Origin of the sequence: Massilia polaris (assembly GCF_012927275.1) — a bacterium.
Taxonomy (GTDB): Bacteria; Pseudomonadota; Gammaproteobacteria; order Burkholderiales; family Burkholderiaceae_D; genus Telluria_A; species Telluria_A polaris.
In genome coordinates this window covers 15,524-28,552 of sequence record NZ_JABBGG010000016.1, presented here as the reverse complement: position 1 = coordinate 28,552, position 13,029 = coordinate 15,524, and the positions used below count along the sequence as shown (strand labels likewise).

General features: G+C 62.9%; 9 protein-coding genes. 7 read left to right on the top strand and 2 right to left on the bottom strand.

Annotated features, from left to right (window positions below; translation table 11 throughout):
• Positions 1 to 136 precede the first annotated feature (136 nt).
• Positions 137 to 1,495 carry a TAXI family TRAP transporter solute-binding subunit gene (locus HHL21_RS20175; RefSeq protein ID WP_169469268.1) on the top strand — a complete coding sequence of 453 codons (1,359 nt, stop codon included), beginning with the start codon at positions 137 to 139 and terminating at the stop codon, positions 1,493 to 1,495.
• An 8-nt stretch (positions 1,496 to 1,503) separates the two neighbouring features.
• On the opposite strand, the gene HHL21_RS20170 is transcribed toward HHL21_RS20175, so the two are convergent.
• Positions 1,504 to 1,962, bottom strand: a complete 459-nt coding sequence (locus HHL21_RS20170) for a rhodanese-like domain-containing protein (protein WP_169469267.1) — start codon at positions 1,960 to 1,962, stop codon at positions 1,504 to 1,506.
• 301 nt (positions 1,963 to 2,263) lie between these two features.
• Between HHL21_RS20170 and glnA the strand changes: the two genes are divergently transcribed.
• The 6 genes from glnA (at position 2,264) to HHL21_RS20140 (ending at position 11,131) form a co-directional block, all read left to right on the top strand.
• On the top strand, positions 2,264 to 3,679 hold the full coding sequence (glnA, locus tag HHL21_RS20165; protein ID WP_169469264.1) for a type I glutamate--ammonia ligase: 1,416 nt from the start codon (positions 2,264 to 2,266) through the stop codon (positions 3,677 to 3,679).
• 174 nt (positions 3,680 to 3,853) lie between these two features.
• A complete protein-coding gene (locus HHL21_RS20160; RefSeq protein ID WP_169469262.1) occupies positions 3,854 to 4,336 on the top strand; it encodes a DUF4124 domain-containing protein in 483 nt (160 codons plus the stop codon).
• Complete coding sequence (glnL, locus tag HHL21_RS20155; RefSeq protein WP_169469259.1) at positions 4,333 to 5,394, top strand: nitrogen regulation protein NR(II); 1,062 nt, start codon at positions 4,333 to 4,335, stop codon at positions 5,392 to 5,394. Before HHL21_RS20160 ends, glnL begins: the two co-directional genes overlap by 4 nt.
• Before the next feature lie 65 nt (positions 5,395 to 5,459).
• Positions 5,460 to 6,929 carry a nitrogen regulation protein NR(I) gene (gene ntrC / locus HHL21_RS20150; protein WP_169469258.1) on the top strand — a complete coding sequence of 490 codons (1,470 nt, stop codon included), beginning with the start codon at positions 5,460 to 5,462 and terminating at the stop codon, positions 6,927 to 6,929.
• 53 nt (positions 6,930 to 6,982) lie between these two features.
• The gene (corA, locus tag HHL21_RS20145) at positions 6,983 to 7,951 is read left to right on the top strand and encodes a magnesium/cobalt transporter CorA (RefSeq protein WP_169469256.1); all 969 of its coding nucleotides are present in this window, start codon (positions 6,983 to 6,985) and stop codon (positions 7,949 to 7,951) included.
• Positions 7,952 to 8,221: 270 nt separating this feature from the next.
• Positions 8,222 to 11,131, top strand: coding sequence for a TonB-dependent receptor domain-containing protein (locus HHL21_RS20140; protein WP_370659770.1), 2,910 nt, complete (start codon positions 8,222 to 8,224; stop codon positions 11,129 to 11,131).
• 572 nt (positions 11,132 to 11,703) lie between these two features.
• On the opposite strand, the gene HHL21_RS20130 is transcribed toward HHL21_RS20140, so the two are convergent.
• Entirely contained in the window at positions 11,704 to 12,999 is a 1,296-nt protein-coding gene (locus tag HHL21_RS20130) for an aspartyl/asparaginyl beta-hydroxylase domain-containing protein (RefSeq protein ID WP_169469254.1), read from the bottom strand.
• Positions 13,000 to 13,029 lie beyond the last annotated feature (30 nt).

The window sequence follows — 13,029 nt, the reverse complement described above, 5'->3', positions numbered from 1 at the left end:
AACCCATGCTGATCGAAACGTCGGCGCTATTGGGTTCCCGCCAAGGGGGGCGCCGAGCCCGGGAACGACAAAGCGTGGCTTGCATTGTTGTTGAATTGTTGGCATCGTACCGGGCATGAAACCCATGCGCAGAGTAATGTCCAACATCCGTAAATTCACCCGGTTCTCGTTCGGCGACCTGGTCGCCACCGCCGGTCCCACAGTCATCATCATCGCCGTGCTGTGCGCGGCCGCCTACCTGGCGGTCGATCCGGCCCCGCCGCGCCAGGTCCTGCTTGCCACCGGCCAGGAAAACAGCGCCTACGAGGAATTCGGCAAGCAGTACGCCGCCGCCCTCGCCAAACACGACATCAAGGTCACACGCCAAAGCTCGCTCGGGTCGCAGGAAAACCTCCAGCTCCTCAACGAAGGCAAAGTCGACATCGCCTTCGTGCAAAGCGGCTCCACCGAAGAAGCCGAGGCGCGCCGCGCGGGCCTGGTCTCGCTGGGCAGCCTGTTCACCGAACCGGTGTGGCTGTTCATGCGCGAGCCGGTCGCCGTCACCCAGCTGTCCGACCTGAAGGGCAAGAAGATCAACCTCGGCCCGGAAGGCACCGGCGTGCCCAAGCTGCTGCGCAAGGTGCTGGAGCTGAACGGCGTCGAGCCGTCCGACCTGACCATCGGCGCGCTGGAGAACACGCCCGCCACCGTCGAACTGCTGGAAGGCCGCATCGACGCGCTGGTGTTCAGCTCCGGCCCGGAAGCGCCGCTGGTGCAGATGCTGCTGCAAACCCCCGGCATCAAGCTGTTCGACTTCAGCCAGGCCGAAGCCTACGCGCGCCGCCTGCCGTTCGTTTCGCATGTGGTGCTGCCGCGCGGGATCGTCGACGTCGGGCGCGACATCCCGTCGCAGGACTATCACCTGATCGCGCCGACCGCCACGCTGGTGGCGCGCGACGACCTGCATCCGGCGCTGGTGGACCTGTTCGTGCAGTCGGCCAGCCAGATCCACGGCGGCACCGGCTGGTTCCAGACCCAGGGCCAGTTCCCGTCCGCGCGCTTTACCGAAATCCCGGTGGCGCGCGAGGCGCAGAAGTTCTACAAGGACGGCGCGCCTCTGCTGCAGCGCTACATGAGCTTCTGGATGGCGAACTTGCTGGACCGGATGTGGGTGGTGGTGGTGGCGCTGGCGGCGCTGTGGATTCCGCTGTCGAAGGTGGTGCCGCCGCTGTACGTGTGGCGCATCAAGTCGCGCGTGTACCGCTGGTACGGCCAGCTGCGCACCGTGGAGCAGGAGCTCGACGCTGCAACCGGTAAAGACCGGGCGCAGGTGTGCGCCGCCATGCTCAAGCGCCTCGACGAGATCGAGGCGATGGTGAACCGGATTTCAATTCCGCTGGCGTTCGCCGATGCCCTGTACGGCCTGCGCAGCCACATCAACTTCGTGCGCCAGCGTGTGCGCGCCGCAGCGCGCGACGAAACCGCCGCAGCGCCAGCGCCGGCGGCGGTGGTGTAAGTGCGCGCTTACGCGCCAATCCACGGCAGGCCGGCATTGCACCAGCCGCTGACGGTCTTGCGGTGGCCTTCGCTGTCCTTGTCGCCTTCGAAACCTTCGAGGATGTCGAACGCCTGCGTGTAGCCGCGCTCGGTGGCGGCTTTCGCGCTGTGGCGCGAACGCACGCCCGAGCGGCACAGGAACAACAGCACATCTTCCTTGCCGGCGGCCTGCTCCAGCTGCGGAACGAAATCGGGGTTCTGGGTGGCGGCCGGCCAGGTGTTCCATTCGATCGCCAGGTGCTGCCCCTCGGGAATCGCGGGTTTGCCGACCCATGCGCGCTCGGCGTTGGTGCGCACGTCGACCAGCTTGACCCGCGGGTCGAGTTGCAGCAGCTGGTAAGCCAGCTGCGGCGTGACTGCGCCAGCATAGGGCTGGCCGGGAGCGGCGCTGCGGGCGTGCTCAAGGATCTCGTCGATGGTCGTCATGGTTGTTCCAGATGGGATATTTGGGACTATTATAGAAGCTGGCGCACCAGCCCGGGGCGGCTCGCCATTTGGGTGCATCGCGCTGCATGGTGGTGCAAAAAACGCCAGATGCACTAAGATGGTGCTTCTAGCGAGGCGTGCGCCAGACTCACTATAGAAGCTTTTCATACTGCATTCAAAGTTTCCAAACGAGGCAGACAGGTTTTTTCGGCTGGCATGCTTCCTGCTAATATCCCGGTTAAGATTTGCCGTGTCGCGCCGTCGCGCCCGGCAACCACCCATTTCATTTAGGAGAGTCAGAATGGCAAGAACAGCCGCAGAAGTCTTGAAGATGGTCAAGGACAACGAAGTCAAGTTCGTTGATTTTCGTTTTGCCGACACCCGCGGCAAGGAACAGCACGTTACGGTTCCTGTTTCCCACTTCGACCTCGACAAGTTTGAGTCGGGTCACGCCTTCGACGGCTCGTCGATCGCCGGCTGGAAGGGTATCGAAGCATCGGACATGATCCTGCTGCCGGACCCGAATACCGCGAACATCGACCCGTTCATGGAAGAGACCACGCTGTTCATGCAGTGCGACGTCATCGAGCCATCCGACGGCAAGGGCTACGACCGCGACCCGCGCTCGATCGCCAAACGCGCTGAAGCCTACCTGAAGTCGACCGGCATCGGCGACACCGCCTTCTTCGGTCCTGAGCCGGAATTCTTCATCTTCGACAGCGTGCGCTGGAAGATCGACATGTCGGGCTGCTTCGTCAAGATCGATTCGGACGAATCGTCGTGGGCGACCGGCAAGGAAATCGAAGGCGGCAACAGCGGCCACCGTCCGACCGTCAAGGGCGGCTACTTCCCGGTTCCTCCGGTCGACAGCTTCCAGGACATGCGTTCGGAAATGTGCCTGATCCTCGAAGCGCTGGGCATCCCGGTCGAAGTGCACCACCACGAAGTGGCCGGCGCCGGCCAGAACGAAATCGGCACCAGGTTCTCGACCCTGGTCGAGCGCGCCGACTGGACCCAGAACATGAAGTACGTGATCTGGAACGTCGCCCATAGCTACGGCAAGACCGCGACCTTCATGCCGAAGCCTATCGTCGGCGACAACGGTTCGGGCATGCACGTGCACCAGTCGATCTGGAAAGAAGGCAAGAACCTGTTCGCAGGCGACGGCTATGCAGGCCTGTCGGATGACGCGCTGTTCTACATCGGCGGCATCATCAAGCACGCCAAGGCGCTGAACGCGATCACCAACCCGGGCACCAACTCGTACAAGCGCCTGGTGCCTGGCTACGAAGCACCGGTCAAGCTGGCGTACTCGGCACGCAACCGTTCGGCATCGATCCGCATCCCGCACGTGGCAAACCCGAAAGGCCGCCGCATCGAGACGCGTTTCCCTGACCCGCTGGCAAACGTCTACCTGTGCTTCGCAGCCCTGCTGATGGCTGGCCTGGACGGCATCCAGAACAAGATCCACCCGGGCGAAGCGGCGTCGAAAGACCTGTACCACCTGCCGCCGGAAGAAGACGCGCTGATCCCGACCGTCTGCGCATCGCTGGAAGAAGCTCTCGACGCGCTGAATAAGGACCGCGAGTTCCTGACCCGCGGCGGCGTCTTCAGCGACAGCATGATCGACGCGTACATCGAACTGAAAATGACCGAAGTGCAACGCATGCGCATGACCACCCACCCGGTCGAATTCGACATGTACTATTCCTGCTAACAGCTTTCGTTGCCGGTCTTTCAGCTTGTGTGAACAGGCTGGCATCGAATGTGGCAATTGGCTGTAAAAAACGCGGGGAAAGCCACGGCTTTCCCCGCGTTTTTTTTCGAATGTTGTATATTCGGGGTGACTTTAATTTCCGCATGGATTCATGTGCTCGCTAAGCTGATGCTAATGACAACGAGGTTTTTCCCTGCCGTTCTCGGCTTCGCGCTGATGGGCGCCGCGCCGATGGCGGCGGCCGGCATTTACCTGTGCACGGACAGCCAGGGCCGGCGCGAGCTGACCGACAACAATCGTCCGGGCTGCAGGATGCTCGAGGTGCCCGGTTCGATCGCGGCTCCGCCCGCGCGCAAGGGGGCGTCCCCGGCCCGTGCCGCGACGGCGGCAACGCCGACCGACTTCCCGCGCGTCGACAACGCCCAGCAGAAGGCGCGCGACGACGACCGCCGCGCCATCCTGACCGACGAACTGCGCAGCGAGGAGCGCCGCCTGGCCGACCTGCGCCGCGAGTTCAACGGCGGCGAGCCTGAACGCCAGGGCAACGAAAAGAACTACGCCAAGTATCAGGCCCGGGTCGCCGAGATGCGCGACAACATCTTCCGCGGCGAAAAGAATGTCGAAGCCCTGAAACGCGAAATCGGAAACATCCGATGAAACCCGAAGCGCTCGCCGGCCTCGACCTGCTGGCATCGGCGGTGCTGATTGCCGACGCGGCCGGGCGCATCGAGTACGCCAACGCGGCCGCCGAGAGCCTGCTCGACAGCTCGCTGAAGGCGCTGTCGCACAAGACCATTTCCACCCTGTTCGCCAATGGCGACGAGCTGGTCGCGCTGTGCGAGCAGGCCAAGGCCCACAAGTACGCCGACATCCGCCAGGACCTGACGCTGGAGCGGAGCGGGCGCGAAGCGCTGCACGTGCACAGCATCGTCAGCACGCTCGACAATGGCGCGACCTTGATCGAGCTGCGCGCGAACGTCCAGCAGCTCAAGCTCGACCGCGAGGAACGCATCCTCGACCAGAGCCAGGCCAACAAGGAACTGATCCGCAACCTGGCGCACGAGATCAAGAACCCGCTGGGCGGCATCCGCGGCGCGGCCCAGCTGCTCGAGCTGGAGCTGCCGCCGCTCCACTTGGCCGAGCTGCGCGAATATACCCAGGTGATCATCAAGGAAGCCGACCGCCTGCAGACTTTGGTCGACCGCCTGCTGGCCCCGCACCGGCGCCCGCACATCGTGGGCGACGTCAATATCCACGAAGTATGCGAACGGGTGCGCAGCCTGATCCTGGCCGAGTTTCCCACCGGCCTGGCGATCCGGCGCGACTACGACGCCTCGATTCCCGAATTCCGCGGCGACAAGGAGCAGTTGATCCAGACCGTGCTCAACATCGCCCACAACGCCGCGCTGGCGCTTTCGGGGAGGATCGCGGCCGGCGACGCCGAGATCGTTTTCAAGACGCGGGTGGCGCGCCAGGTGACGTTGGCGAAGGTCCGCTACGCGCTGGCATTAGACTTGCATATCATCGACAATGGACCGGGCATCCCACCCCAGATCCGCGACCGCATCTTCTACCCGCTGGTGTCGGGCAGGGATGGCGGCAGCGGCCTGGGACTGACGCTCGCTCAGACCTTCGTGCAGCAGCACATGGGTGTGATCGAGTGCGAGAGCCGTCCCGGCCTGACCGACTTCCGCATCCTGCTGCCGCTCCCCTGAGACGGCCCGGCGAGGGTGTGCAAGCGGTCCCATTGCAGATCGATTTAGCGGGAAAGCGCGAATACATGAAACCAATCTGGATAGTCGACGACGATGCCTCGATCCGCTGGGTGCTCGAAAAAGCCCTGGCGCGCGAAAACCTTGCCACGCGCAGTTTTGCCAACGCCCATGACGCGAAAGCCGCGCTGGAACTCGAAACACCGCAGGTGCTGGTGTCCGATATCCGCATGCCAGGGGAGTCCGGCCTCGAACTGCTGCAGGCCGTCAAGGAAAAATGCCCTGGGTTGCCGGTCATTATCATCACCGCCTACTCGGACCTGGACTCGGCCGTCGCGGCCTTCCAGGGCGGCGCCTTCGAATACCTGGCCAAGCCCTTCGACATCGACAAGGCGGTCGCGCTGATCCGCCGCGCGCAGGAGGAAAGCCTGCGCGAGACCAGCGTCGAAGCGGGGCCGCAGGGCACCCCGGAAATTCTCGGCCAGGCGCCGGCGATGCAGGAAGTGTTCCGCGCCATCGGGCGCCTGTCGCAGTCGAACGTCACCGTCCTGATCACCGGCGAGTCCGGCACCGGCAAGGAGCTGGTGGCGCGCGCGCTGCACAAGCACAGCCCGCGCGCCAGCCAGCCCTTCATCGCGCTCAACACCGCGGCGATCCCGAAAGACCTGCTGGAATCCGAACTGTTCGGCCATGAGCGCGGCGCGTTTACGGGCGCCCAGGCGACCCGGCGCGGACGCTTCGAACAGGCCGAAAACGGCACCTTGTTCCTCGATGAAATCGGCGACATGCCGTTCGACCTGCAGACCCGCCTGCTGCGGGTGCTGTCCGATGGCCACTTCTACCGGGTCGGCGGCCACCAGCCGCTCAAGGCGAACGTGCGCGTGATCACCGCCACCCACCAGAACCTGGAGCAGCGCGTGCGCGACGGATTGTTCCGCGAGGACTTGTTCCACCGGCTTAACGTGATCCGTTTGCGCCTGCCGAGCCTGCGCGAGCGGCGCGAGGACATCCCCTTGCTGGCGCGCCACTTTTTGGTGCAGAGTGCACGCCAGCTGGGCGTCGAAACCAAGCGCATGAGCGATTCGGCGATGCAGTTCCTCAGCAGCCTCGAGCTGCCGGGCAATGTGCGCCAGCTGGAAAACCTGTGCAACTGGATCACCGTGATGGCGCCGGGCCAGACTGTGGAAGTCAAGGACCTGCCGCCCGAGCTCATGCATGGCAACGGCGGCGGCTGGGACAAGGTGGCGCTGGCGCCGGTCGATGTGCCGCAGCACCCGCTCGCGCCGCCGCTGCCGGGCATGGCGGGGCAGGGCGACTGGGCCAGTTTGCTGGAACTGCAGGCCGCCAGGATGCTGGGCGCCGGCCAGCTCGAAGTGATGGACGTGCTGGGGCGGCAGTTCGAATCGACCCTGATCCGCGCGGCGCTCAAATACACGCACGGGCGCAAGAACGACGCGGCGGTGCGCCTGGGCATCGGGCGCAACACCATCACACGCAAGATCGCCGAACTGGGGATAGGTGGCGCAAAGGACGAATAGGCAGGGGCTTGTTATAGTAAGCTGTTGCCTTTTGCACAGCTTACAGGACGGTCATGCTGATCAACTGCGTCGCCTACCAGGAAGGCAAGAAACTCTGCGATATCTCGGTCGAGGCGATCAGCGACTACCTTGCGCTGCCGAATTGCTTCGTCTGGGTGGCGCTGGCCGATCCCCAGCCTGGGGAACTGGCGACCATGAAGGAAGAGTTCGGGCTGCACGAACTGGCTGTCGAGGACGCACTGCGCGGCAACCAGCGTCCCAAGATAGAGGAATACGGCGATTCGCTGTTTGCCGTCGTCCGCATGGTCGAACTGAACGGCGACGAGCTGGTGCTGGGCGAGCTCGACGTCTTTGTCGGCCCCAACTACGTGCTGTCGGCGCGCAACAACGCCACCAAGGGTTTCCTCGGGGTGCGCGCACGCGCCGAGCGCGAACCCCACCTCCTGACCATGGGCTCGGCCTTCGTGCTGTACGCGGTGATGGATGCCGTGGTCGACCGCTACTTCCCGGTGGTCGACATGCTCGAATCCGAGCTGGAAAAAATCGAGGACCGCATCTTTACCGAAGGTTCCCAGTCGCGCGACAACATCGAGCGGCTTTACGAACTGAAACGCAAGGTCATGCAGCTACGCCATGCGGTCGTACCGTTGATCGACCAGGTCGGCAAGCTGTACGGCGGCCGGGTGCCGCCGGGCTTCGAACACACACAGGAATATTTCCGCGATATCCACGACCACCTGTACCGCATCCAGTCCACCCTCGACACGATGCGCGACACCATCGCCACCGCCATCCAGGTACACCTATCCATGGTCGCGATCGAGGCAGGCGAAGTCAACAAGCGGCTCGCCGCCTGGGCTGCTATCTTCGCCGTATTGACGGCATTTGCGGGCATCTATGGCATGAACTTCGAATTTATGCCTGAACTCAAATGGCGCTTCGGTTACCCTGTGGCAATCATCGCGATGGCCTCAGTGTGCGGCTATCTCTACTACCGATTCAAGAAATCCGGCTGGTTGTAAGCTGTTGCCGCGTTTTACGCGCACAAATTTCCCCCGCATGTGTTGTTTCTGGACACATACGCATCTTTACTTATTTGACAAAAAACAATTAATTATGGTTCCATGCTGCACAACCTTCTTCATCGTCGAAGACGAAGGTGCGGCGTTTTTCGCCGTGGTGAACGGGTAATTTCCGTAGGGAATTTAACGCAAGCCATGAAGACTACGCTCCGTCCACAAGGCGGGGTATTAATAATTACATTCGAGGGACTTTTAATGATCACGGAAACAGTGTTATCCCGCTCCATCCGCCTGATGTTCGCTAGTGGACTGGTGCTCGGCAGCATGCAGGTTGCGTCGGCCCAGGAAGCAGCAGCCATGCAACGGGTCGAAGTTACCGGTTCGCGTATTCCTACGCTGAACACGGAAGGCGCAAGCCCAGTCACCACCTTGAGCGCCAAGGACATCAAGATTGATGGCGTCCGTAACGTTGAAGACATGCTGAACAACCTGCCCCAGGTGTTCGCATCTCAAGGTTCCTCCATCTCGAACGGCGCAACCGGTACCGCAACGATCAGCCTGCGCGGCCTGGGTTCGGACCGCACCCTGATTCTGGTCAACGGCAAGCGCCTGCCATCGGGTAGCGTCAATAGCACTGCAGCCGACGTGAACCAGGTTCCAGCGGCACTGATCAAGCGCGTTGAAGTACTGACCGGCGGCGCCGGCGCAGTCTACGGCGCAGGCGCGGTCGCAGGCGTGGTCAACTTCATCCTGCGCGACAACTTCGAAGGCGTTGAGCTTCAGTTGAACGGCAGCGGTTACAACCACAGCCAGGGCAACGGCGTCTCGTCGCTGGTTTCGAAAGCGGGCTTCCCAGTCCCTGACGACAAGAACTTCGACGGCAAGTCGAAAGACGCCAGCCTGCTGGTCGGCGGCAATTTCGCCGACAACCGTGGTAACGCTACCCTGTTCGTGTCCTACAAGGAAACCGACGCCCTGCTGCAGAGTGAGCGTGATTTCTCCGCATGCGCACTGGGTTCGTCCCTGTCGACCGGCTTCAGCTGCGTCGGTTCGGGCACCAACCCATCGGGCCGCGTCGCCATCAACGGCCGCGCCGGCAGCTTCACCAACGGCGCCAATGGCACCGTGCGTCCTTACGTTGCGGCAACCGATTCGTACAACTACGGTCCTGTGAACTTCCTGCAGCGTCCATCGAAAGTCGCCGGCGTTAACGCACGCGCTCACTTCGACATCAACGAACAAGTTCGCCTGTACCAGGAGTTCAACTTCCACAACTACACGACCGACGCACAAGTGGCGCCGGGCGGTGTGTTCTTCGGTGCACAGGCAACCCTGCGCAACGACAACCCACTGCTGTCGCCAGCATGGAAAACCGCACTGGGCATCACCGCACCAGGCAGCTCGGTTGCCGTCACCCTGGGCAAGCGTAACGTTGAAGGCGGCGCACGCGTTGCTGACATCCAGGATACGTCGTACCGTCAACTGGTTGGCCTCAAGGGCGAAGTCGGTAACTGGACCTACGATGCATTCGGCCAGTTCGCCCGCGTGAACCACGCGGAAACCAACTCCGGCTACTTCTCGAGCAAGCGCATCGCGCTGGCAACCGACGTCGTGCGCGATCCGGTGACCGGCGCAGCAGCTTGCCGTTCGAAAGTAGATGGCAGCGATCCAAATTGCGTTCCTTACAACATGTTCACGCTGGGCGGCATCACCCAGGCGCAACTCGACTATCTGAACGCGTCCGGCCACTCGATGGGCTACACCCAGCAGATCATCGCTGGCTTCAACATCGGTTCCGATCTCGGCGCCTACGGTATCAAGTCGCCATGGGCAACCAGCGGCGTCGGCGTGTCGTTCGGTTTCGAGCGTCGTTCGGAAAAGCTGAAGTTCGAACCTGATGAGGCATCGCTGAGCGGTGACCTGGCAGGTTCCGGCGGCGCAGCGCCTGCGCTGGTCGACGGTTTCTCGGTCAAGGAAGCGTTCGGCGAATTCCGCCTGCCGCTGCTGGAAGACAAGATGTTCGCCAAGAACCTGGACCTGTCGGGTTCGTTCCGCCGCTCGGAATACAGCGCCGGCTACGATGCTGACACCTGGGGCGTAGGTATTGACTGGGCGCCAGTCGACATGGTTCGCGTTCGTGGTTCGTACCAGAAGGCAGTTCGCGCACCAACCATCCGCGACCTGTTCAACCCTCAGTCGATCGGCAACAACGGTCCAGCTAACGATCCGTGCGAAGGCGCGATCGGCAGCGAGACCCTGACCGCGACCGCGGCACAGTGCGCACGCACCGGCCTGCCAGCTAACCTGTACGGCAACGTGCCTTACAACTCGGCGAACCAGCACTCGGACCTGAACGGCGGTAACCCGAACGTTCTGCCGGAAGAAGGCACCACCAAGACCCTGGGCCTGGTCTTCACCCCGACCAAGAACCTGACCATCACGCTGGACTACTTCGACATCGCGATCGAAGACACCATCAGCAGCGTCGATCCATCCGTCGCACTGGACCAGTGCCTGAACACCGGCGCTCCGGTATTCTGCAACCTGATCAAGCGTGATGCGCTGGGTTCGCTGTGGCTGTCGCCTAACGGCCCTGCTGGCTTCGTGACCAACACCACGACCAACATCGGTTCGATCGGCACCTCCGGCCTGGACCTCGGTGCAAACTATCGCCAGCGCCTCGGCGCAATGGGCAGCCTGGACCTGACGTTGAACGGCACCTGGGTTGACAAGTACACGGTTGAGAACGTTCCTGGCTTGGGCGAGTACGACTGCAAGGGCCTGTTCGGCCAGACTTGCGGTACCTCGACTCCAGAATGGCGTCACAAGCTGCGCGGCACCTGGACCACGCCTTGGGACCTGAGCCTGTCGGCAACGTGGCGTCACTTTGACGCCGTCAAGCAGGAGCGCCTGAGTGGCCAGGAACTGCTGGGCTCGGCTCCAGTTGCTGCAGTTGAGCAGCAACTGGGTGCACGTGACTACCTGGACCTGAACGCAGCGTACAACCTGACCAAGAAGATGACCTTGTCGTTCGGCGTCAACAACGTGACGGATCGTGATCCACCACTGGCTTCCGGCAATGCAATTCCTGCCGCAGGCAGCGCCAACGCGAACACCTTCCCACAGGTGTACGATTCGATGGGTCGCTTCGTCTACATGAACCTGACCGCGCGCTTCTAATCTAATTAGATAGCACGACAAAAACGGCGAGCCTCAGGCTCGCCGTTTTTTTTTGGTGCGCCCGGCAGGGCGCACTTACCTGCAGGTGAAAGTCCTCTACTCACCCCATCTAGTTCGCCTGCGCGACGATCACCACGTTTTGCGGACGCCGTTTCTTCAGCTCCTGCAGCCACATGCTCGGCTCCTTCGTCGCGAGTAGCGCTGCGCGGGCACCGTGGATAGCTGCTAGCGGCTGCGGTGCATCGCGAGGATTGACTGCTCTTCGGTCTTGATCGCCACCGCGCGAACGCTCGGCTGCTGCGTCGCCAGCCAAATAGCCCGGGCGATCCTGTCGCGATACGGCAAAGGATGTATTTCAGCTCCACTGGGTAGATGCAGAGGCGGGCGAGGTATGCAACAAGGCGATTAAGCGGGCGGAATTTCTCGAACACTTTGTCAATCGCAGCCCGTGCCTCATTCGGATGGAAGCAGGTGGCGGTTCCCGACAATAGGGACGCCTGGAGAAATGCAGAAGTGCGGACAAAAAAATGCCGCGCGGAGTGACCGGGCGGCATGAAGGGAGGGGGCGCGGCTTATAGCGCAAACTCGCCGGCCGTATCGCGAAACTGCTGGATCCCTTCGGTCAGTGCGGTGATCATGGCGCGCTCGGGCGGCGTCAGGTCAGGGTGCCAGATGTCGAAGATCAGCACCACGCGCAACTTGTCGCTGTCGTTCCATGCCTCGTGCTCGATGGTGTCGTCGAACACGAAACCCTCGCCCAGGTTCCAGTCGCGCGTCTCGTTGCCGACCCTGAAGCCGCAGCGCTCCGGGATGATCAGCGGCAGGTGCGTGACCAGGCGCACGTTGCTGACGCCGACATGCGGCGGAATTCGGGTGCGCGGCGCGAGCAGCGAGAACATGGCGGTCGGCGTGCGGCCCGGCTGGTCCGGCTGCGGAGCGCCGGCCAGCAGGCGCATGGTCTCCGGACAGCGTGCGGCATGTTCGGGCACCGGCTTGCCGTCGGCGATCAGGTGGAAGGCACTCCAGCGCTCCGAATTATTCAATTCCGCGAACTGGTTGTGCGGAATGTCGGGCGGGTAGGAAAGGTAAGGCGTGAAGCCGCGATCGGCCGCGTGAACCTGCAGGAATTCGGCGCGGATGGCGTCGGTGCCGGCCTCGATCGCATCCAGCCACGGAAAGCGCGCGCGCGGCAGGATTGGCAACGGTACCAGGCCGGGATAGTGGAACACCATCGACTGCGATTCGTAGCGCCGCTTGCGCGCCACCATGATGTCGACCGACTCGCGAAAGCGCTGCAGGTTTTCGCCCGCCATCGCCTGGTAGTGGTTGTCGAGGAAGCCGTCCAGGAAGCTGCCGAAATCGGCATCGTAGCGGTCGCGGAACTGCAGCGCATGGGTGACGGCGCCTTGCATGCCCGGCTCCAGCGCGGCAAGCGGCGGCGCCACGCTGGCCACCGCGCCATAGACTGACGCGGCCTTGTGGCGCTGGCCCTGGCGTTCCAGCAGGTTGGCGCGCAGGATCAGCGCCACCAGGTCGTAAGGGTCGGTGCGCAGCGCGCTGTCGATGGCGGACTGCTCGGCCGCTTCATCCTTGCGGCCCTGGTGGGTGAGCGCCAGGTTGATCCAGCCCTGCGTATGTCCGGGGTCGGCCGCGACGAGCCGTTCGAAGGCCAGTTGCGCCCTGCCCAGGTCGCCGTGGCGAAACGCCCGCTTGCCCAGCGAAATCAGCGCCAGGCCATGGCTGGCGTCGCGTTCGAGCACGCGCGCCCATAATTGTCCGGCTTCATCTTCCTTGCCTGCCTGCAGCGCATGAATGGCTGCCGCTTGCAGTTGCGCGACTTCCGCGCGCATCGCCTGTGCGTCCTGCATGTCTCCACTCCCCAAAAACCACGCTTAGAA

Coding starts and splice junctions, on each gene's coding strand:
- HHL21_RS20170 (WP_169469267.1), bottom strand. CDS start 1,962: ATGACGACCATCGACGAGATCCTTGAGCACGCCCGCAGCGCCGCTCCC.
- HHL21_RS20175 (WP_169469268.1), top strand. CDS start 137: ATGTCCAACATCCGTAAATTCACCCGGTTCTCGTTCGGCGACCTGGTC.
- HHL21_RS20130 (WP_169469254.1), bottom strand. CDS start 12,999: ATGCAGGACGCACAGGCGATGCGCGCGGAAGTCGCGCAACTGCAAGCG.
- glnA (WP_169469264.1), top strand. CDS start 2,264: ATGGCAAGAACAGCCGCAGAAGTCTTGAAGATGGTCAAGGACAACGAA.
- corA (WP_169469256.1), top strand. CDS start 6,983: ATGCTGATCAACTGCGTCGCCTACCAGGAAGGCAAGAAACTCTGCGAT.
- HHL21_RS20160 (WP_169469262.1), top strand. CDS start 3,854: ATGACAACGAGGTTTTTCCCTGCCGTTCTCGGCTTCGCGCTGATGGGC.
- ntrC (WP_169469258.1), top strand. CDS start 5,460: ATGAAACCAATCTGGATAGTCGACGACGATGCCTCGATCCGCTGGGTG.
- glnL (WP_169469259.1), top strand. CDS start 4,333: ATGAAACCCGAAGCGCTCGCCGGCCTCGACCTGCTGGCATCGGCGGTG.